Below are 19,669 nucleotides of genomic sequence, written 5' to 3'. Positions count from 1 at the left end.
CCCGTGGTAAACGGTGGGCGGCGGGTGGCTCTTGGGGTGAACATCACAGCACGTCACGCCCGTCGGGAGGCCAGGGCCGACTACCGTGGGCGGGTGCCGAAGAACAGAAACACGTTCTCATCGCCTGCCGCCTGGTGGCGCCGCGGGCTCGCACGTGCCGTCCACCGCGGCTGGCAGTTGGTGCAGGAGGCGGGCGCCGTCACGGCCGACCGCCCCGGGCGGCTCGACTTCCGGCGGATCGGGGGCGGCACCCGGCTCGCCTTCCCGCAGGGGACCGTCTTCGGCGAACCGTGGATCGAGCTGGGCGAGCACTGCATCATCGCCGAGCAGGTGACGTTGACCGCAGGGATGATGCCGGGCCTGGATCTCGGCCCCGATCCGATCCTGACCCTCGGGGACGGGGTGGTCCTGGGGCGCGGCAGTCATGTCATCGCCGACACCCGGGTGACCATCGGCTCGGACACGTACTGCGGTCCGTACGTCTACATCACCTCGACGAACCACAGCTACGACGACCCGCACGAGCCGGTCGGCAAGCAGTGGCCCCGCACCGATCCGGTCTCGATCGGCCCCGGCTGCTGGCTCGGGACGGGCGCGGTGATCCTTCCCGGCGCCCGGCTGGGCCGCAACGTGGTGGTGGCGGCGGGCGCGGTCGTGCGGGGCGAGGTGCCCGACCACTCGGTGGTGGCGGGCGCCCCCGCCCGCGTCGTACGGCGGTGGGACGAGGCGGGCGGCTGGCAGCCGCCGTTGCGTACGCCCGCGCCGGTGCCCATCCCGGAGGGCGTCACCCCGGAGCAGCTGCGGGCGCTCGCGGCGCTCGAGAAGGAACTGCCGCGGACGGGCGTCGACGGCGTGGCTGTGCGGCGGACGAGTGCCGAGGCGGGGACGGTGCCGGGGGCGGCGGCTCCCGGCCGGGCCGTGTCCGAGCTCGAAGGGCGCTGATCAGCCGCTCGCCAGCAGGACCGTGCCCACCAGTGCAAGCCCGGCGCCGGCGGCCTGCACCGCGCGCAGCCGTTCCTTGAGGATCAGCAGCGCCGCGAAGACCGTCACCACCGGATACAGATTGGCCAGCACCGCGGCCACCGTGACCGGCCCGGTCTGCGCGGCGATCGAGTACGTGCCGTTGGCCGCCACGTCCGCGAGGCCGACGAAGGCGAGCGCGGGCAGCGAGCGCAGGACGGTCCGCAGGCCTCCGTCCTCCGGCAGCGCCCGGCCGCCGCGCCTGACCGACACCCACAGGGCGGCCCCGCCGACGGCGACGTTGGTCACGCGCTGGACGAACAGCGCCAGGAACAGTCCGGTGAGCGTGGTCGACGCCTCCGCGATCAGAGCCAGTACGGCGCCGAACCCGAAGGCCGCGACGAGCGTCATCAGGACCGCCTGGCGCTGCACCGGCGCGCCGCGCAACTCGGGTCCGCCCGCGAGGACGATGCCGGCCACTGCCACCGCGATCCCCGCGAACTGGAGCACTCCGGGCCGCTCGCCCAGCAGGAGCCCGATGCCGACGGGGACGGCGACGCCGAGGGAGCCGAGGGGTGAGACCACGCCCATCGGGCCGAGCGCGAGGGCCTTGTAGAAGCACAGCATCGCCACCGGTCCCACCGCGCCGGCCGCCACGGCGTACCAGAGGCGCGGCCCGGCCTCCGCGAAGCCGCCGGTCGCGACGACGATCGCGCCGAGGACCACGACCGCGACGGACTGGGAGGCGACGACCACGGTGAGCGCGGGCGTCCGTCGGGTGAGCAGGCCGCCGCCGAAGTCGGCCAGTCCCCACAGGAGGCTGGTGGCCAGGGCGAAGAGTGCGGTCATGCGATGCCTCGCAGTACAGTGCGGTGAACGAATTGGTGCACCACACGGTAGTGCAATTCATTGAACTCTGTCATCCAAGATATTGGACGGAACGTGTCGGACCTCGACCAGCTCACGCAGTCGCTCGCCCGCAACCTCAAGCACTGGCGTGGCGAGCGGGGCTTCACCCTGGACGCTCTCGCCGCCCGTTCCGGGGTCAGCCGGGGAATGATCATCCAGATCGAGCAGGCGCGCACCAACCCCAGCGTCGGTACGACGGTGAAACTCGCCGACGCCCTCGGCGTCAGCATCACCACGCTCCTCGACTACGAGCAGGGCGCCCAGGTCCGCATCGTCCCCCCGGAGCAGGCCGTCCGTATGTGGTCCACCTCCACCGGCAGCTCCACCACGCTCCTCGTCGGCAACGAGCGCGGCGGGCCGCTGGAGCTGTGGTCCTGGCGGCTGATGCCCGGTGACGAGAGCGCCTCCGACCCGCACCCCGAAGGGACGACGGAACTGCTGCACGTCACCGCCGGGGAGCTGACCCTCGTCGTCGACGGACAGGCTCACGCCGTCCCCGCCGGCACCTCGGCCACCTTCGAGGCGAACGTCCCGCACGCCTACCGGAACGAGGGCGCAGAGGCCGTCGAGGTGATCATGGCCGTCTCCGTCCCGCCCGTCCGCTGAATCACCCGATCGCCGCCGTACGGCGTGGTGTTAACGTGCGGCACATGCGCGCACCCATCGGGAACTTCGACGACGCCACCCCCGCACCCGACTGCCTCGATCTCCTCGTCGCACCCGTCGCGGCGGCCGTGCGAGCCTGGCACGGCGACGTGCCGGCCGAGCAGATCCTTTACGTCGACACCGACCCGGAGATCGCCGACACCGCCGTCTTCGTCGAGCACCACGGTCGCGAGCTGCTCGAGCAGTCGGCGAACTGCGTCGTCGTCGCCGGGAAGCGGGGAGGAGCCACCACGCTCGCGGGATGCCTGGTCCTGTCCCACACCCGCGTCGACGTCAACGGTGCCGTGCGCAGACAACTGGGCGCCCGCAAGGTGTCGTTCGCGCCCATGGAGACCGCGACCGGCGAGAGCGGCATGGAGTACGGCGGGATCACCCCGCTCGGGCTGCCCGCCGACTGGCCGCTGCTGGTGGACCCGGCCGTCGTCGACACCGAGTGGGTCCTCGTCGGCAGCGGCCGCCGGCGCGGCAAGCTGATCCTGCCGGGCAAGGCGTTCGCCGCCCTGCCCGGCGCCGTGGTCGTCGAGGGCCTCGGCATCTGACACCGGCCCGGGCGGGGCGCGCGCCCCGCCCGGGAGCTGCGGCGGCTCAGCCCAGCCGCGGGATCTCGATCGCGGGGCACCGGTCCATCACCATGTCCACATCGGCCGCCCTGGTGCGCGCGTACGCCTCCTCGTCGATCACGCCGAGCTGGAACCAGACGGCCTTCGCGCCGATGCCGACGGCCTCGTCGGCCACCGCGCCGGCCAGGCCCGAGTTCACGAACACGTCGACGACGTCCACCGGGAACGGGATGTCGGCAAGGCTCGCGTACCCCTTCTCGCCGTGGACCGTCTCGGCCTTCGGGTGCACCGGCACGATGCGCTTGCCGTAGCGCTGGAGCACCTCGGCCACGCCGTATGCCGCCCGCCCCTCGTTGTTGGACAGGCCGACCACCGCCCAGGTGTCACCCGTGGCCGTCAGGATTCTGCGGATCGTCTCTGCGTCTGCGTACATGCCACGAGAACGGGCGGGAGGCCCGCACGATTCCCCGGTGGCGGGACCCGCCCCGGACGGCGCATAGGGTGGCCGGATGCAGGAGCAGTACCGGACGGTCGCCCGCGAGGGTGTCCACGAGACCGAGATCAACCGATCGCGCTTCATCTGCGCGCTGGCCCCGGCCGCCACGGAGGAGGAGGCCCAGGCCTTCGTCGCGCGCATCCGCAGGGAGCACCCGACCGCCACGCACAACTGCTTCGCCTATGTCGTCGGCGCCGACGCGGCCGTGCAGAAGGCGAGCGACGACGGCGAACCCGGCGGCACGGCCGGGGTGCCCATGCTGCAGATGCTGATGCGCCGGGAGATCCGGTACGTCGCCGCCGTCGTCACCCGGTACTACGGCGGCGTCAAGCTCGGCGCGGGCGGGCTGATCAGGGCGTACGGCGGGGTCGTCGGCGAGGCACTGGACGCGCTCGGCACCGTCACCCGCAAGCGGTTCCGGCTCGCCACCGTCACCGTCGACCACCAGCGCGCCGGGAAGCTGGAGAACGACCTCCGGGCGACCGGCCGTCAGGTGCGCGACGTCACATACACGGACGCCGTCCGCATCGGGATCGGGCTGCCCGACGCCGACGTCGACGCCTTCCGCGCATGGCTGGCGGACGTCACGGCGGGCACGGCCGGGCTGGAACTCGGGGGCGAGGCGTACGGAGATGCGTGAAGCCGCCCGCATTGTCCGACCCCACCGATACGCTCACCGATCATGAGACTCCTGCACACGTCGGACTGGCACCTGGGCCGGTCGTTCCACCGGGTGAGCATGCTCGACGCCCAAGCCGCGTTCCTCGACCACCTGGTGGCGACGGTGCGCGAGCGCGAGGTCGACGCGGTGCTGGTGGCGGGAGACGTGTACGACCGGGCCGTCCCGCCGCTCGCCGCCGTAGCGCTGTTCGACCAGGCGCTGCACCGGCTCGCGGACGCCGGGGTGCCGACGGTGATGATCTCCGGGAACCACGACTCGGCCCGCCGCCTCGGCGTCGGGGCAGGGCTCATCGACAGGGCCGGCATACATCTGCGCACGGACCCGGCGGGCTGCGGCACCCCCGTTCTGCTCGCCGACGAACACGGCCCGGTGGCCTGCTACGGCCTGCCCTATCTCGAACCGTCCCTCGTCAGGAACGAGTTCGGGACGGAGAAGGCCGCCCACGAGACGGTGCTGGCCGCGGCGATGGAGCGGATACGGGACGACCTCGCCGCCCGCGAGGAACGCACCCGGTCCGTCGTGCTCGCGCACGCCTTCGTCATGGGCGGCGAGGAGAGCGACAGCGAGCGGGACATCACCGTCGGTGGTGCCTGCGCCGTCCCCTCCGGCGTCTTCCGCGGCGTGGACTACGTGGCCCTCGGGCACCTGCACGGCTGCCAGACCATCACCGAACGGATCCGCTACTCGGGCTCCCCGCTCGCGTACTCCTTCTCCGAGACCGACCACCGCAAGACGATGTGGCTCGTCGACCTCGACGCCTCCGGAGCCGTCACCGCCGAGCGGATCGACTGCCCCGTGCCACGCCCCCTCGCCCGGCTGCGCGGCACCATCGAGGAGCTCCTGGACGGCCCGGAGCTCGAGCGGCACGAGGAGTCGTTCGTGGAGGCCACCCTCACCGACGTCGTGCGCCCGGCGGATCCGATGGCGCGGCTGACCCGGCGCTTCCCGCACATCCTCAGCCTGGTGTTCGAGCCGGACCGCGCTCCGCAGGACGCGTTCGCCTCCTACGCCCAGCGCCTGCGCGGGCGCAGCGACCAGCAGATCGCGGAGGACTTCGTGGCCCACGTACGCGGCGGCAACGGCCCCGACGACGGCGAGCGCACCGTCCTGCGCGCCGCCTTCGAGGACGTACGGGTCGACGCCGCTGTGCGCGAGGTGGCCCGGTGAGACTGCACAGACTCGCCGTCACCGCGTTCGGGCCGTTCGGCGCCACCCAGGAAGTCGACTTCGACGCCCTCGCCAGCTCCGGCATTTTCCTGCTGCACGGGCCGACGGGGGCGGGCAAGACGTCCGTGCTGGACGCCGTCTGCTTCGCGCTGTACGGCGCGGTGCCCGGCGCGCGCCAGAGCCCGGGGACATCGCTGCGCAGCGACCACGCCCCGGCCGGCACGCCGACCGAGGTCAGCCTCGAACTGACCGTCGCCGGGCGGCGGCTGGAGATCACCCGGCGCCCGGCGCAGCCCCGCCCCAAGGCCCGCGGCAAGGGGTTCGTCACCGAGCGGGCGCACAGCACGCTGCGCGAGTACGACACGGCGAGCGGCGAATGGCGGCCACTCAGCAAGTCGCACCAGGAGATCGGTGAGGAGATCACCCAGCTCCTCGGGATGAGCCGCGAGCAGTTCTGCCAGGTCGTCCTGTTGCCGCAGGGCGATTTCGCACGATTCCTCAGGGCCGACGCGGAGGCCCGCGGCAAGCTCCTCGGACGACTCTTCGACACACGCCGGTTCGCCGCCGTCGAGGACCACCTCGCCGAACTGCGGCGCGCCGCCGAACACCAGGTGAAGGCGGGCGACGAACGGCTGCTCGCCGTCGCCCACCGGATCGAGCAGGCCGCCGGCCCGGCGGCCGCGGAGTGGACCTGCCCCGAGCAGCAGCCCGGCGACCCCGGCCTCGCGGACGCCGTCCTGCAATGGGCGGCGGTGGCCCGCTCCGGCGCCCGTGAGCGGCTCGACATCGCCGAGTACGCCCTCGCCGCCGCCGAGAGCCGGCAGGCGGCCGCCCGCCGGGCCCTCGAGGCCGAACAGGAACTGGACCGGCTCCAGCGGCGGTACGCGGAGGCGCTGGAGCGCTCCAAGGCCCTCGAGACGCGGCGCGCGGAGCACGAGAACCGGTGCGCCCGGCTGGAACGGGCCCGCAAGGCCGCGCTCGTCGAGCCGGCGCTGCGGATGCGCGACGCCGCTGAGCGCGAACACCGCACGGCGGCCGCCGAACGCGAACGGACCCGGACCGCACTGCCCGCCGAACTCGCCGACGCCGGCGCCGACCGGCTCACCGGAGCCGAACGCGCGCTGCGCCAGGAGCTCGGCGGCCTGGACGTCGCCCGCAGGGCCGAGGCCCGCGCCTCGGACATCACCCGCGAACTGGCCGACCTCGACCGGCAGGCCCGCGCCGACGACGACATCCTCGCCGAGGCGGCGGACTGGCTCGCCGGGTGGGACGGCGTCCGCCGCGGCCACCAGGAACGGATCACGGCCGCGCAGGAGGCCGCCACCCGGGCCGAACACCTCGCGGGCCGGCTCGAACCGGCCCGCGAACGACTGCGCGCAGCGCAGGAACGCGACGACCTCGCCGCTCGCGCGGACAAGGCCGCCGAACGGCTGCGCACCCTGCACGAGCGCGCCAACGAGGCCAAGGCGACCTGGCTCGACCTGAAGGAGCGCCGGCTCCAGGGCATCGCCACGGAACTGGCCTCCGCGCTCGTCCAGGGCGAGGCCTGCGCCGTCTGCGGCTCCGTGGAGCACCCGGCGCCGGCCCGCGCGGGCGCCGGACACGTGGACCGTGCCGCGGAGGACACGGCCTACGACCGGTACGTACAGGCGCGGAAGGCCAAGGAGGACGCGGAACGGGAGCTGGCCGTGCTCGGCGAGTCCCGGGCCTCGGCGGCTGCCAGGGCCCGCGGCCCGGAGTCCTCGTCCGCCGGGCACTCCCGGCCGGGCACGACCGTCCCCCTGCCCCGGTCCGGCGAGGACCCGGCGGTGGCGGACCTGCGCGGCGCGGTGGAGGAACTGGAGCGGGAGTACGCCGGCGCGCGCGACCTGGCGGCCGGAACACACGGCGCCCGCGAGGCACTTGAACGCGCGGAGCGGGAGTACGAGAAGCGGGTCACCGCCCGGCAGGATGCGGAGCGGCGCAGCGCCGCCCGCACCTCCCGGCGGGAGGCCCTCGACCAGGAACTGGCACTGCTCGAGGACGACCTGACCCGAGCGCGGGACGGCGCCCGCAGCGTCGCCGAGCGCGCCGCGCAGCTGGAGAGCCGGGCCGGTCTGCTGACCGCGGCGGCGGACGCCGTCCGCGCCGTCGACAGCACCGCACTGCGCCTGAAGGAGGCCGACGACCGGCTCTCCGACGCCGCCTTCCGCGCCGGCTTCGACACACCCGCGGACGCGGCGGCGCGACTTCTGACCGACGCCGAGCAGCGCGACATCCAGCACCGTATCGACGCCTGGCAGGCGGAGGCCGCCGCCGTCGCCGACCGGCTGGCGGAGGACGACGCCCGCGCCGCCGCGGCCGGGCCCGCCGCGGCGCCCGGGACGGCCCGCGCCGTCCACGAGGCCGCGGAACGCGCAATGCGTGACGCCGCATCGGCGCTCGACGCCGCACGCGACAGGTGCGCCCAACTCGACCGGCTGTCCCGGCAGGCCACCGCGGAGACCCTCGCGCTGCGCCCGCTGCGCGGGGAGTACGACCTGGTGGCCCGCCTCGCCTCCCTCACCGCCGGAACCTCCGCCGACAACGAACGCAAGATGCGCCTCGAGTCGTATGTGCTCGCCGCCCGCCTGGAACAGGTCGCGGCAGCCGCCACCGTACGGCTGCAGCGGATGTCCTCCGGCCGGTACACCCTCATCCACTCCGACGCCCGCACCGGCGGGAAACGCGCCGGCCTCGGACTGCGCGTCGTCGACGCCTGGACCGGCAGGGAACGCGACACCGCGACCCTGTCCGGCGGCGAGACGTTCTTCGCCTCGCTCGCCCTCGCGCTCGGCCTCGCCGACGTGGTCACCGACGAGGCCGGCGGCATGCGGCTCGACACCCTGTTCATCGACGAGGGCTTCGGCAGCCTCGACGACCAGACCCTCGACGAGGTGCTCGACGTCCTCGACTCGCTCCGCGAACGTGACCGCAGCGTCGGCATCGTCAGCCATGTCGGCGATCTGCGCCGGCGCATCCCCGCGCAACTGGAGGTCGTCAAGGACCGTGGCGGGTCGGCCGTGCGGCTGCGGACGGAGGCCGCCCTCAGCGACTGATCGGGCGGCCGCGCAGCGGCGAGGAGTAGACGACGCTCGTCGTCACCGACCCCAGCGCGCCGATCTTCCCCGACACCTGCTCGAGGTGGCTCATCGAGCGGGCGGCGACCTTCAGCACGAAGCAGTCGTCGCCGGTGACATGGTGGGCCTCGAGGATCTCGGGCGTCGCGTCCAGCAGGTCGTGGAACGGCTTGTAATTGCCGTTCGGGTAGCGCAACCGTACGAAGGCGAGGATCGGCAGCCCGATCCGCTCCTGGTCCACGACCGCCGCGTACCCCTGGATGACGCCCGCCTCCTCCAGCCTCCGCACCCGCTCGGTGACGGCGCTCGGCGACATGGAGACGGCCCGCGCCAACTCCGCGAAGCTGGCCCTGCCCCGGGTCTGGAGGGCCTCGAGTATGCGCCAGTCGGTGGCGTCCGGTGAATATCCCGTCATGGCCACACACAACAGGGGATCGCCCGGCCGATCAAGGCGAGTGCCGGGGAATCCCACTTCCTGGAGACGATCACCGACCGTAGATTTCTGGACATGACCACGACGCAGAGCAACACCCCCGTGACACAGCCGGCCAACCCCGTCCTGCGGGTGCCGCCCGCCGACCCGGCCGCCGCGGCGGCCTACTTCGGTGCGAGCCTGGCCTTCCACGCCGACGTCTCCGACGTGGCGGCCGCGCTCTCGGCCGGCGGCGACCCCGGATTCGTCGTCCTGGACTCCCGCTCCACCGAGTCCTGGGACCAGGGCCACATTCCGGGCGCGGTGCACCTGCCGACCGCGCTGATTCCCGAGCAGGCCGGGGAACTCCTCGACAGGTCCGTGCCGGTCGTCACCTACTGCTGGGGCCCCGGCTGCAATGGAGCCACCCGCGCGGCACTCGCCCTCGCCCGACTGGGCTTCCAGGTCAAGGAGATGCTCGGCGGCTTCGAGTACTGGGCCAGGGAGGGCTTCGCGTTCGAGACGTGGGAGGGCCGTACCGTCCGCGACGCCGACCCGCTGACCGCACCTGTCGGCGCGGACGACTGCGGCTGCTGAACCGCTCTGGGGCCGCGCGCCGGCGGCCCTCGTGCAGGCCGCTTCGGCCCCGGACGGACTCGTGGGCGGGCTCGGACGCCGCCGCCGGCCGAGCATCCCGTCGTCACCCGCTCAACGGCGCACGACGGAGGGGGAGTGCCGCAGGAAGCCGGCGTCCCTCGCCGGAGCCTCCCCGCGCGGCCGGGCCGCCCGCAGGACGACATCGAGGACGGCGTCCACGTCGCAGGCGTAATGGCCGCTCGCCCAGGCGGCGTTGGCCTCGACGACGGCCCAGCCGCATGCTCCGAAGGGTGCTGTACAGGACTGCGCCGCGGTACCGGATTCGCCCGGAGCGCCGGTCCCGGAAACCGCATGACAACGCCCGGTGTATCGATCATGATGCATGGCCATGCCCAGAATGCCGTCTCCCTCCACCGAGTCGCTGCGCCGGGACCCCCTCCCGCTGCGCGGCCGCACCGCCCTCGTCACCGGGGCCAGCCGCACGGGCGGCATCGGCTACGCGGTGGCTCGGCGCCTCGCCGCGTACGGCGCGAGCGTCTACCTCCACCACCACGTCCCGCACGACGCCGCCCAGCCGTGGGGCGCGGAGCCCGGCGGGCCCGAAGCGGTCGCCGCGGGCGTGCGGGAGGCCCTCGGGGACCCCGAGGCGCTCGTGTGCCACGGTCCCGCGGACCTGTCCGACGCCGACGCCCCGGCCGAACTGCTGGCCACGGCCGCGGACGCGCTCGGCGGCCGTCTCGACATCCTGGTCGCCAACCACGCGCTGAGCGGCTTCGACGGTCCGCTGGACGGGATCGACGCCGCCATGCTCGACGCGCACTGGGCGGTCGACGCCCGCTCCGTGATCCTGCTGGTCCAGGCGTACGCGCGGTCGCGCGCCACACTGCCGGCGCGGACGCCGGGCGGCCGCGTCGTGATGATGACCTCGGGCCAGGACATCGCGGGCGGTATGCCCGGCGAGATCGCCTACGCCCTCGCGAAGGGCGCACTGGCCTCCGTGACCCGCTCCTTGGCGACCTCGCTCGCCGGCCTCGCCGTGACCGTCAACTGCGTCAACCCGGGGCCGGTGGACACGGATTACCTGGACGGCGAGGTGTACGAGGCCATCGCGTCGATGTTCCCGGCCGGCCGGTGGGGCATGCCGGACGATCCGGCCCGCCTGATCGCGTGGCTGGCGACGGACGAGGCGGAGTGGATCACGGGGCAGGTCATCGACTCGGAGGGCGGGTTCCGCCGCTGACGCTGCGCGGGCGGGGGGACCGCTGGGCGGGGCCTGTTCCCCTACCCGCCCCTTCCCGCTGTACCGATGTGCGGCTCCGCCGCGTGGCGGGGCAGCCCCGGACCCCGTGCCGCTCTGCGGGCGGCGTGCCGCGCTCCGCGCGGTGCCCTCAATCTCCCCCTACGGCCTGGCGGCCGTGGGAGGTGCCCTCAGGCGGGCTGGAAATGCCGCTGCGCGGCATCCAGCCACGTCGGCGGCGGAGGCAACTTCAGCCTCGCCGGCGTTTGAGGCGCGGGGGTGCGGGGGCAGAGCCCCCGAAACACCGCGCGGAGCGCGGTGCCGGGTCCGGGCGGAGCCCGGTTTCGGGAAGGGGCGGGGGGAACGGCCCCGCGCAGCGGCCACCCGCCCCGCCCCCCACCGTCACAGGCGGGACAGCTCCTCCACCAAGTCGTCCAGCCCCAGCGACCCCTGCGAGAGCGCCGCCATGTGCCACGCCTTCGCGTCGAACGCCTCCCCGTGCGCCCGGCGCGCGTTCTCGCGGCCCAGCAGCCAGGCCCGTTCGCCGAGCTTGTAGCCAATGGCCTGGGCCGGCATCGACAGGTACCGGGTGAGTTCGCTCTCCACGAAGTCCGCCGGCCGGCCGCTGTGCATGCCGAAGAACTCCTGAGCCAGGTCCGGCGTCCAGCGCTCGCCCGGGTGGAACGGCGAGTCCGCCGGGATCTCCAGCTCGAGGTGCATGCCGATGTCGACGATGACCCGGCACGCACGCATCATCTGGGCGTCCAGGTAGCCGAGGCGGCGTTCCGCGTCCTTGAGGAAGCCCAGCTCGTCCATCAGGCGTTCCGCGTACAGCGCCCAGCCCTCGGCGTTCGCGCTCACCTGTCCGACGGAGGACTGGTAGCGGGAGAGCCGGTCGGCGACATGGGCCCACTGGGCGAGCTGGAGGTGGTGGCCGGGGACGCCCTCGTGGTACCAGGTCGACACCAGGTCGTAGACGGGGAACCGGGTCGCTCCCATCGTGGGCAGCCAGGTCTGGCCCGGCCGGGAGAAGTCCTCCGACGGTGCCGTGTAGTACGGCGCGGCGGCTCCTCCTGGCGGTGCGATACGGGACTCCACCCTCCGTACCCGCTCGGCGAGTTCGAAGTGGGTGCCGTCGAGCGCCTCGATCGCCTCGTCCATCAGCTGCTGGAGCCAGACCCGCACCTCCTCCTCGCCCTCGATGTGCTCGCCGTGCACGTCGAGGTGGGCGAGCGCCTCCCAGGGGCCCGCGCCCGGAAGGATCTTCTCCGCTTCCTTCTTCATCTCGCTGAGCAGCCGGTGGTACTCGGACCAGCCGTACGCGTAGGCCTCGTCGAGGTCGAGGTCGGTGCCGTTGAAGTAGCGGGACCAGCGGGCGTATCGCGTGCGGCCGACGGTGTCGGGGGCGTCCGCCACGGCGGGGGCGTACACGTCGCGCATCCAGTCGCGCAGTTCCGCCACGGACCGGGTCGCGGCACCGGCGGCGACGTCCAGTTCGAGGCGGAGCGCGGCGGGGCCGGCGGACGCGAACTCCTCGAACCAGCCGCGACCGGTGCCGCCGCCGCTCCATTCCGTCAGCTGCTCGATGAAGGTGGCCGTGGCCCGCGGGCCGCCGTACAGCTTCTTCTCGAGGCCGAGCGCGAGGGACTCCCGGTAGCCCTCCAGCGCCCGGGGGACGGCGCGCAGCCGCTCGGCGATCGCCGCCCAGTCCTCTTCGGTCTCCGCCGGAGTGACGGTGAAGGTCTCGCGGACCGTGTGGGCGGGGGAGTGGATGTTGCTGACGGCGCGCAGGCTCTCCTCCGCGTCGTGGACGGCGAGTTCGGCGGTGAGGCGCTCGCGCAGCAGCCGTCCGCAGCGGCGCTCGACGTCACTGCCGGCGCCCGGCAGCTTCTCCGCGTCGTCGAGCCGGGCCAGGGTCTCGCGGGCGAGGTCGGCGAGCGCTTGGGTCCCCGCGGGCGAGAAGTCGGGGAGGAGCCCTGAACTTTCCTTGATTCCCAGGTAGGTACCGAGGGCCGGATCGAGTTCGATGAGTGCGTCGACGTAGGCGTCGGCGACCTGACGGGGCAGCGGGCTGCTGGAAGTGTCTGGCATGGGGCCATCCTCGTACGAAGACGTGCCCCTCGTCACCACCAATGGGGCCCGGTCGCCTGACATCCGGCTCGAAGTGGATCATCCGCCCGTGGGTGCCGCCGGGGGCAGCAGCGGCCCGCACTCCCACTGCTGGAAGATCAAGCGGGTCTCGACCCTGGCCACCTCGCGCTGCGAGGTGAACTCGTCGATCACCAGACGCTGAAGATCCGCCATGTCGGTCACCGCGACGTGGACGAGGTAGTCGTCGGGGCCGGTGAGATGGAACAGCGCCAGGGACTCCGGAAGCGCGCGGATGCGTTCGACGAACGGGCCGATCAGTTCCCGCCGGTGCGGCCGTACCTGGACCGACAGCAGCGCCTGGAGCCCCCTGCCCAGCCGTGCCGGGTCGAGCGCGAGGCGGTGCCCGAGGATGACGCCGGAGCGGCGCAGCCTGGTGACCCGGTCCAGACAGGTCGAGGCGGCCACGCCGATCTCCGCCGCGAGGTCCCGGTACGTGGTCCGGGCGTCGTTCTGCAGCAGGCGGAGAATCTGGAGATCGATCGGGTCCAGTGCGACAGGATCAGCCATTTGCCGAACGTAGCACGGAGAAGATCCGCTACCTCCCGGTAACTGTTCACAGTGCGGCCATGGAGAACGCAGCCTCGGCCGCGCCCGTGACCCGGGCCCTGGCCACCGATGCCGTGCACGCAGGACGCGAGGATCTCGCGGAGCTCGGCCTGCACGCCCCGCCGATCGACCTGTCGACCACCTACCCGTCGTACGACGCCGCCGGCGAGGCCGCGCGGATCGACGCGTTCGCCACGACCGGAGCCCGGCCGGAGGGTCCGCCCGTCTACGCACGGCTGGACAACCCCACCACCGCCCGGTTCGAGACGGCGCTCGCCAAGCTCGAGGGCACGGAGAGCGCCGTCGCCTTCGCCAGTGGCATGGCGGCCCTGACCGCCGTGCTGCTGGTGCGGGCGAGCATGGGCCTGCGTCACGTCGTCGCCGTCCGGCCGTTGTACGGCTGCAGCGACCATCTGCTGAACGCCGGACTCCTCGGCACCGAGGTCACCTGGACCGACCCGGCCGGCATCGCCGACGCCCTGCGGCCCGACACCGGACTGGTCATGGTCGAGACCCCGGCCAACCCGACGCTCGCCGAAGTGGACCTGCGGGCCGTACGGCACGCCTGCGGCTCGGTGCCGCTGCTCGTCGACAACACCTTCGCCACCCCCGTGCTCCAGCGCCCCGCGGAAGAGGGCGCCCGGCTGGTCCTGCACAGCGCCACCAAGTACCTCGGCGGCCACGGCGACGTGATGGGCGGTGTGGTCGCCTGCGACGAGGAGTTCGCCCGCAAGCTGCGCCAGGTCCGCTTCGCGACCGGCGGCGTGCTGCACCCGATGGCCGGATACCTGCTGCTGCGCGGGCTGTCGACGCTGCCGGTGCGGGTGCGGGCCGCGTCCACCACGGCCGCCGACCTCGCCCGTAGGCTCACCACCGACCCGCGGGTCGCCCGGGTCCACTACCCGAGCATCGGCGGGGCGATGGTCTCCTTCGAGGTGTACGGGGACCCGCACGACGTGATCGCCGGGGTACGGCTGATCACGCCGGCGGTGAGCCTCGGCAGCGTCGACACCCTGATCCAGCACCCGGCTTCCATCAGCCACCGCATCGTCGATGTGAACGACCGGCGATCGGCCGGCGTCAGCGACCGGCTGCTGAGGATGTCGGTCGGGCTCGAGGACGTCGAGGACCTGTGGCGGGACCTGACGGAGGCGCTCAGCGCTCGCCCTGCCCGGTCCGCTCCGTCCGCTCGGAGCGGGAGCGCGGACGGCCGGGAGCCGCATCCAGTCGGGCGGTGACCACCAGGGTCCCTTCCTCGATCTGGTAGTCGAGGGGCAGGCCGAGCCCGCGCATGGCGGCGACCATCGCGGTGTTCGACGACCGGGTGACGGCGTACACGCTGTCGCAGCCCGCCTCGGCCGCCATGTCCGCCAGCCGCTCCAGCAGTTGCGAGCCGATGCCGCGGCGCTGCCAGTCGTCCTCGACGAGCAGCGCCACCTCGGTCTCGTCGCCGTCCCACAGCAGGTGGCCGAGGGCGACGAGCCGGCCGGAGGCCGTCTCCACCGCCAGGGTCCGGCCGAAACGCGGGCTCAGCAGGTGGTTGAGGTAGCGGTCCGCGTCCCGGACGGGGCCGTGGTAGCGCATCTCGAGCGTCCGGGCGGAGCACCGTTCGTGCATGGCGAGAGCGGCGTCCACATCGTCCTGGTCGGCGCGGCGCACGGAGATCTCGTTGCCCTCGGGGAGGGTGAGGATGTCCTGGCTGCGGGGGACGCGGGGACCGAGGCGCGCGTCGAGCTCGACGAGGGCGCGGGCGCGGGCGAACTCGGTGGGGGTGAAGGGCAGATAGGCGCGTTCGACGATGATCGCGCCGCCGTTCGGGTCACGCAGGTGCATCACCGTCTCCTCGAGGACGCCCTCGACCGGGGGCATCTCGCCGGTGGCGCGGCCCGTGGGGGAGACGGCCGGGCGGGACCGGATGGTGCAGCGGCCGAGCAGTTGCCGGAGCGCCAGAGGCAGTTCGGCGGCGTCCAGGGCGGTACGGGTGGCGAGGCCGAGCACCCGGGTGGGCGTGTCGACGAGGTCGTGCGCGTCGGCGCGCTCCGTCCAGGTGCCGCTGCCGCCGGCCGCGGCGACCTCGCGGGTGAGCTGCGGGGCCTGAAGGGACGCGGGGGCCCGCAGCAGGAACTCGTCGACCGTCCCGTCGGCCAGGGGATGGGTCTGCAGGGTCAGGATGTCCACGTCGAGGCGGGCCAGGGCGTTGCACAGGGCGGCGAGGCTGCCGGGGGTGTCCTGGACGGTGGTGCGCATCCGCCACAGGGTGGTCCCGCGGGTCTGCTCCCCGGCTGTCTCCCGGGACGCGGCGGGGGCCTGGGCGTCCGCCGCGTCCGGAGGCGGCGCATGACTGTGGCGCCGTGCCCACCATGTGTGGAACGTGGCCGTCGCGGCCAGCGCCACCGCCGAGGCGATGAGCAGGAACGGCCCGTCGGGAGTGTGCCCGATGAGTTTGGCGATGGTGTCGGCGACCGCGACGGCGGTGAACATGGCGGCCAGTTCGACGAGGTCCCGCCGCCAGTGGTGCGGACGGCGGGCGCTCTTCGCGGAAGTCACATCTGTCATGGCTTCACTGTGACCGACCGGTGTTGCGTGATCACGAACGCTTTGTGACTGATGGGTTAAGCGCCGATCTGGAGCGCTATCGGCCGGTTTTGGCCGATTCTGGCGTGCACTGTTCGCTTCCATGGTGCAACACGTACCGGTTTCCGCTCCGGCGCGCGTCCGCCGGACCCGCGCCGGACCCCGTCACTGGCCGACACGCCCAGGCTGAAGTGTCTTGGTGAAGAGCACAGTTCCGCCCTCCGCGCGCAGCCGCACCGTCAGTTCGCCGCTGTCGCCGTCGATGTCGACCTCCCCGAAGTACTGCGGGGACTCCATCGGTGACACGTTCGCCCGCTGCGGCGCCCGCACGAAGACCCGGTCGGGGCCGAACGTCCCGTCCAGCGTGTTCGCCGGAAATCCGCCGGCGGCCAGCGGCCCCGAGACGAACTCCCAGAACGGCGCAAAATCCTTGAAGGCCGCGCGCTCGGGGGCGTAGTGCTGGGCCGAGGTGTAGTGCACATCGGCGGTCAGCCACACGGTGCCGGTGATCCGGCGGTGCTTGATGTGCCGCAGCAGTTCGGCGATCTGCAGCTCACGCCCCAGCGGCGCGCCCGGATCGCCCTGTGCCACGGCCTCGAAGTTCGCGGAGCCGTCCGGCACCACGAGCCCGAGCGGCATGTCGGCGGCGATCACCTTCCACACCGCGTTCGACCGGTCCAGCTCCCGCTTCAGCCACGCGAGCTGCACGGCGCCGAGGATGCCCTCGCCCCCGTCCGCCTGCCGGTTCGGCGAGTTGGCGTCGCGGTAGGTGCGCATGTCGAGCACGAACACGTCCAGCAGCGGACCGTGGCGGACCACCCGGTGCATGCGGCCCTCGCTGCCGTCCCCGGCGGCGGAGAGCGTGCTGACGGGGAAGTACTCGGCGAACGCCCGCATCGAACGCCGGGCGAGGACGTCCACGTCCTTCTCGCTGTACCGGGCGTCGTCGAGGATCTGCCCCGGGTACCAGTTGTTGCGCACCTCGTGGTCGTCCCACTGCACGATCGTCGGCACCTGCGCGTTGAACCGGCGGACGTTCTCGTCCAGCAGGTTGTACCGGAAGTTGCCCCGGTACTCGTCGAGCGTCTCGGCGACCTTCGACTTCTCCTCCGTGACCACGTTGCGCCACACCCGCCCGTCCGGGAGCGTCACGCTCGGCACGAGCGGGCCGTCCGCGTACACGGTGTCCCCGCTGCACAGGAAGAAGTCCGGGTCCAGCCGGCGCATCTCCTCGTACGCCCGGTAGCCGCCGATGTCGGGGTTGATGCCCCAGCCCTGCCCGGCGATGTCCCCCGACCACAGGAACCGCACGCCGCGCCGTCGGTTCGCCGGCGCGGTACGGAACGTCCCGTACACCGCCTCGCCGGTACGCCGGTGGTCGTCCGGGTCGGCGAGCGTCACCCGGTAGTGCACCTGCTCGCCGGCGGGCAGGCCCCGCAGCGCCGTCGTCCCCGTGAAGTCCGTCCCGGGGCCGAGCAGTGGCCCGTGCCACCTGCGAGCACGCCGGAACGACCCGGTGGCGGACGTCTCCACGATCATCCGCGCGGGCCGGTCGGAACGCACCCACACCAGCCCGGAGGTGGCCGTGACGTCACCGGTCTGCACGCCCCAGGCCGCACGCGGCCGTCCGGAAAGCGCAAGCGCCGGAGCCGCGCCCACGGCGGGCAGTGCCAGCGCCGCGGACGCGGCCACCGTGCCGCGCAGGACGGAACGGCGGGCGGGGGGAGAACTCTGCGGGGTCTGTGACATTGCTGCGCCTCCATGCGGTACGGCCGGTGTGCCGAGCCATGCCTAGCGGCAGGCCGAGTCCGTTGCGCGAACTCCGGGTGAACGGCGTGCCGCGTCCCCCTGGGGGTCGTGGCCGTCACAACGGGGCAGGAACAACGGCATGGAGCCTCGAAAGCAGATGTCGGTGGGTGCGGGCGCGTCCCGGGTCGCCCTCGGAACGCTCGTCATCCTCTTGGTGCTCACGCCCGGAGGTGACATCCGTCTGTGGTGGGTCTACTTCCTGATCGCCGCGGGCGCGGGGGTGCTCGCGTACGTCGGACTGTTCATGGCGCTCCGCCGCCGGCAGCAGCCCTGACGCGAAGCGCCGCCGCCCCGTCCGCCGGGTCGGTCCGCCGCGCCGCGGCTCCGGTTCTAGCCCTCGGCTGCCGCGGCCGGCTCGGGCTCGAAGTCCCACGAACCGCGCTTGAACAGGGGCCGGAAGTCGGGGTGGTCCTCCCAGTGCCGGGCGAGGCCCACCAGCTGGTCCCAGTGGTGAGCCAGCGTCTGGTCGATGACGCGGCGCAACTCCGGGTCGGCCCCGGCGCGTTGCTCGCAGATCCCCTTCACGGCCGCCGCGCTCTTGACGGCACCGCTCAGCGCGCGCAGGGCACGCGAGGTGTCGTCCATGCCGAAGCCGTGGTCATTGCCGTTCTCCGGATCGAAGAGCGGCCGGAGCCGGTCCTCGAGGAACGAGGTGATCTCCGAGAAGTGCTGCTGGTCCATCACGGCTCCGTTTCCGCCCCGCCGCCGTCGGGCGAGCGGGGTCATTCACTCGTCTCCCGCGCGGGTGTGCCGCCGCGGAGCATGGTCATTCTCCATGCCGCGGGGAGCGCCCGGTTCACCGCCGGCTGCCGTCCGCCGGACCGGTCGCCGCGATGGCCCGCCGTGCGGCGCGGGACCGGATACGGCGTGCCGGTGACCGACGCCACCGGCCGGCTCAGGCGCTGCCGTCGAGCAGCACCCGCGCCACCAGCGCCGGGTCGTCGCTCATCGGGACGTGCCCGCAGCCGGGCAGCCTGACGAGGCGGGCGCGGGGGATCACGTACTTGGCCCGGAGGCCCTGGCGGCGCAGCAGCAGCCGGTCCTTGGTGCCCCAGCCGATGGTGACGGGAACGTCGCGGATGTCGTCGCGGAACAGCACACCGCCGCCGGCCGCGAGCGTCTCGTGGAAGCCGGTCGCCCCGCGCAGGGCGCGCGTCTCCGCGACGGCGGCCTCGGGCGAACGGCGGCCCGGCCGCGCGTAGATGGTGCTCACCAGCGCCGTACGCCCCACCGCCGACCGGGACAGCCGCTCGATCACCGGCAGTGGCAGGGACCGTGCGCCCACCCGCATGGCCCTCAGGGTGGTGAAGGCGTAGCGCCGCTCCGCCTCGGACCAGAATCCGGCGGGGGAGAGCGCGGTCACCGAGCGGACCAGCTTCTCGCGGCCCAGTTCGAGGGCGAGCAGCCCTCCGAGGGAATTACCGGCGACGTGGGGCCGCTCGACCCCGAGTGCCCGGCAGAACGCGCCGAGCATCGTGGAGACCGTCGCCAGGTCGTACGGGACGCCGTCCGGCAGCGCGGGTGAGGCGCCGAAGCCCGGCAGGTCGACCGCGATCACGTCGCGGTCGGCGGCGAGTATCCCCATCACCGGCTCCCAGGCCTGCCAGTGGTGACCGATGCCGTGGAGCAGCAGCAGCGGCTCGCCGGCGCCCCTGCGCTCGTAGGTGACGGACAGCGTGCGGCTGCCCCGGGCGGTCTCGACGGAGAACGAGATCTCTGCGGCCATGACTGCACGCTCCCTGCGCTGGGATAGACAGACTGTCAGTAACAATTACCGTTCAGTAGCTTGGAGTTCAAGGGGCCGG

20 protein-coding genes are annotated in these 19,669 nt (G+C 73.2%); 10 read left to right on the top strand and 10 right to left on the bottom strand.

What is annotated here, in order from left to right; translation table 11 throughout:
* Window positions 1–93: 93 nt before the first annotated feature.
* Window positions 94–942 (top strand): DapH/DapD/GlmU-related protein, encoded by an 849-nt coding sequence (locus tag ACTMTU_RS26535; protein ID WP_441265960.1) that lies wholly within the window; start codon window positions 94–96, stop codon window positions 940–942.
* On the opposite strand, the gene ACTMTU_RS26530 is transcribed toward ACTMTU_RS26535, so the two are convergent.
* Window positions 943–1,809 (bottom strand): DMT family transporter, encoded by an 867-nt coding sequence (locus tag ACTMTU_RS26530; RefSeq protein ID WP_360037644.1) that lies wholly within the window; start codon window positions 1,807–1,809, stop codon window positions 943–945.
* A gap of 93 nt (window positions 1,810–1,902) precedes the next feature.
* Here ACTMTU_RS26530 and ACTMTU_RS26525 point away from each other — a divergent pair, with 93 nt between their 5' ends.
* Together ACTMTU_RS26525 and ACTMTU_RS26520 are read left to right on the top strand one after the other, a co-directional pair.
* Entirely contained in the window at window positions 1,903–2,475 is a 573-nt protein-coding gene (locus tag ACTMTU_RS26525) for a helix-turn-helix domain-containing protein (RefSeq protein WP_441265959.1), read from the top strand.
* Between the two features lie 44 nt (window positions 2,476–2,519).
* A complete protein-coding gene (locus ACTMTU_RS26520; protein WP_441265958.1) occupies window positions 2,520–3,074 on the top strand; it encodes a YbaK/EbsC family protein in 555 nt (184 codons plus the stop codon).
* A 46-nt stretch (window positions 3,075–3,120) separates the two neighbouring features.
* On the opposite strand, the gene ACTMTU_RS26515 is transcribed toward ACTMTU_RS26520, so the two are convergent.
* Window positions 3,121–3,528, bottom strand: coding sequence for a CoA-binding protein (locus ACTMTU_RS26515; RefSeq protein ID WP_441265957.1), 408 nt, complete (start codon window positions 3,526–3,528; stop codon window positions 3,121–3,123).
* Between the two features lie 76 nt (window positions 3,529–3,604).
* Between ACTMTU_RS26515 and ACTMTU_RS26510 the strand changes: the two genes are divergently transcribed.
* The 3 genes from ACTMTU_RS26510 to ACTMTU_RS26500 are packed head-to-tail and all read left to right on the top strand — an operon-like array spanning window position 3,605 to window position 8,517.
* A complete protein-coding gene (locus ACTMTU_RS26510) occupies window positions 3,605–4,231 on the top strand; it encodes a YigZ family protein (RefSeq protein ID WP_441265956.1) in 627 nt (208 codons plus the stop codon).
* Between the two features lie 42 nt (window positions 4,232–4,273).
* On the top strand, window positions 4,274–5,440 hold the full coding sequence (locus ACTMTU_RS26505) for an exonuclease SbcCD subunit D (protein ID WP_441265955.1): 1,167 nt from the start codon (window positions 4,274–4,276) through the stop codon (window positions 5,438–5,440).
* On the top strand, window positions 5,437–8,517 hold the full coding sequence (locus ACTMTU_RS26500) for an AAA family ATPase (protein WP_441265954.1): 3,081 nt from the start codon (window positions 5,437–5,439) through the stop codon (window positions 8,515–8,517). Before ACTMTU_RS26505 ends, ACTMTU_RS26500 begins: the two co-directional genes overlap by 4 nt.
* Here ACTMTU_RS26500 and ACTMTU_RS26495 read toward each other — a convergent pair.
* Window positions 8,507–8,953 (bottom strand): Lrp/AsnC family transcriptional regulator, encoded by a 447-nt coding sequence (locus tag ACTMTU_RS26495; RefSeq protein ID WP_441265953.1) that lies wholly within the window; start codon window positions 8,951–8,953, stop codon window positions 8,507–8,509. The two genes, ACTMTU_RS26500 and ACTMTU_RS26495, sit on opposite strands and share 11 nt — an antisense overlap.
* A gap of 93 nt (window positions 8,954–9,046) precedes the next feature.
* Here ACTMTU_RS26495 and ACTMTU_RS26490 point away from each other — a divergent pair, with 93 nt between their 5' ends.
* On the top strand, window positions 9,047–9,547 hold the full coding sequence (locus ACTMTU_RS26490) for a rhodanese-like domain-containing protein (protein WP_441265952.1): 501 nt from the start codon (window positions 9,047–9,049) through the stop codon (window positions 9,545–9,547).
* 111 nt (window positions 9,548–9,658) lie between these two features.
* Here ACTMTU_RS26490 and ACTMTU_RS26485 read toward each other — a convergent pair whose 3' ends face one another.
* Entirely contained in the window at window positions 9,659–9,931 is a 273-nt protein-coding gene (locus tag ACTMTU_RS26485) for a hypothetical protein (protein ID WP_441265951.1), read from the bottom strand.
* A 4-nt stretch (window positions 9,932–9,935) separates the two neighbouring features.
* Here ACTMTU_RS26485 and ACTMTU_RS26480 point away from each other — a divergent pair, with 4 nt between their 5' ends.
* Window positions 9,936–10,787: an SDR family oxidoreductase gene (locus ACTMTU_RS26480; RefSeq protein ID WP_441265950.1), complete on the top strand. Its 852-nt coding sequence runs from the start codon at window positions 9,936–9,938 to the stop codon at window positions 10,785–10,787.
* 399 nt (window positions 10,788–11,186) lie between these two features.
* Here ACTMTU_RS26480 and ACTMTU_RS26475 read toward each other — a convergent pair whose 3' ends face one another.
* The gene (locus ACTMTU_RS26475; protein WP_441265949.1) at window positions 11,187–12,875 is read right to left on the bottom strand and encodes a DUF885 domain-containing protein; all 1,689 of its coding nucleotides are present in this window, start codon (window positions 12,873–12,875) and stop codon (window positions 11,187–11,189) included.
* A 78-nt stretch (window positions 12,876–12,953) separates the two neighbouring features.
* A complete protein-coding gene (locus ACTMTU_RS26470) occupies window positions 12,954–13,442 on the bottom strand; it encodes an Lrp/AsnC family transcriptional regulator (protein ID WP_441265948.1) in 489 nt (162 codons plus the stop codon).
* A 59-nt stretch (window positions 13,443–13,501) separates the two neighbouring features.
* Between ACTMTU_RS26470 and ACTMTU_RS26465 the strand changes: the two genes are divergently transcribed.
* Complete coding sequence (locus tag ACTMTU_RS26465) at window positions 13,502–14,719, top strand: trans-sulfuration enzyme family protein (protein WP_441265947.1); 1,218 nt, start codon at window positions 13,502–13,504, stop codon at window positions 14,717–14,719.
* Here ACTMTU_RS26465 and ACTMTU_RS26460 read toward each other — a convergent pair.
* Window positions 14,637–16,037, bottom strand: coding sequence for a GNAT family N-acetyltransferase (locus ACTMTU_RS26460; protein WP_441265946.1), 1,401 nt, complete (start codon window positions 16,035–16,037; stop codon window positions 14,637–14,639). The two genes, ACTMTU_RS26465 and ACTMTU_RS26460, sit on opposite strands and share 83 nt — an antisense overlap.
* 183 nt (window positions 16,038–16,220) lie before the next feature.
* On the bottom strand, window positions 16,221–17,804 hold the full coding sequence (locus ACTMTU_RS26455) for an alkaline phosphatase D family protein (protein ID WP_441265945.1): 1,584 nt from the start codon (window positions 17,802–17,804) through the stop codon (window positions 16,221–16,223).
* Between the two features lie 139 nt (window positions 17,805–17,943).
* Between ACTMTU_RS26455 and ACTMTU_RS26450 the strand changes: the two genes are divergently transcribed.
* The gene (locus tag ACTMTU_RS26450; RefSeq protein WP_441265944.1) at window positions 17,944–18,138 is read left to right on the top strand and encodes a hypothetical protein; all 195 of its coding nucleotides are present in this window, start codon (window positions 17,944–17,946) and stop codon (window positions 18,136–18,138) included.
* A 56-nt stretch (window positions 18,139–18,194) separates the two neighbouring features.
* On the opposite strand, the gene ACTMTU_RS26445 is transcribed toward ACTMTU_RS26450, so the two are convergent.
* Window positions 18,195–18,545, bottom strand: a complete 351-nt coding sequence (locus ACTMTU_RS26445) for a hypothetical protein (RefSeq protein ID WP_441265943.1) — start codon at window positions 18,543–18,545, stop codon at window positions 18,195–18,197.
* Window positions 18,546–18,759: 214 nt separating this feature from the next.
* Window positions 18,760–19,590, bottom strand: a complete 831-nt coding sequence (locus ACTMTU_RS26440) for an alpha/beta fold hydrolase (protein WP_441265942.1) — start codon at window positions 19,588–19,590, stop codon at window positions 18,760–18,762.
* Between the last annotated feature and the right edge of the window lie 79 nt (window positions 19,591–19,669).

The sequence above is a fragment of the Streptomyces sp. OZ13 genome (genome assembly GCF_052068155.1).
Classification (GTDB): Bacteria; Actinomycetota; Actinomycetes; order Streptomycetales; family Streptomycetaceae; genus Streptomyces.
Note: the sequence above shows the minus strand (reverse complement) of the source record. Positions and strands in the feature narration are given on the sequence as shown.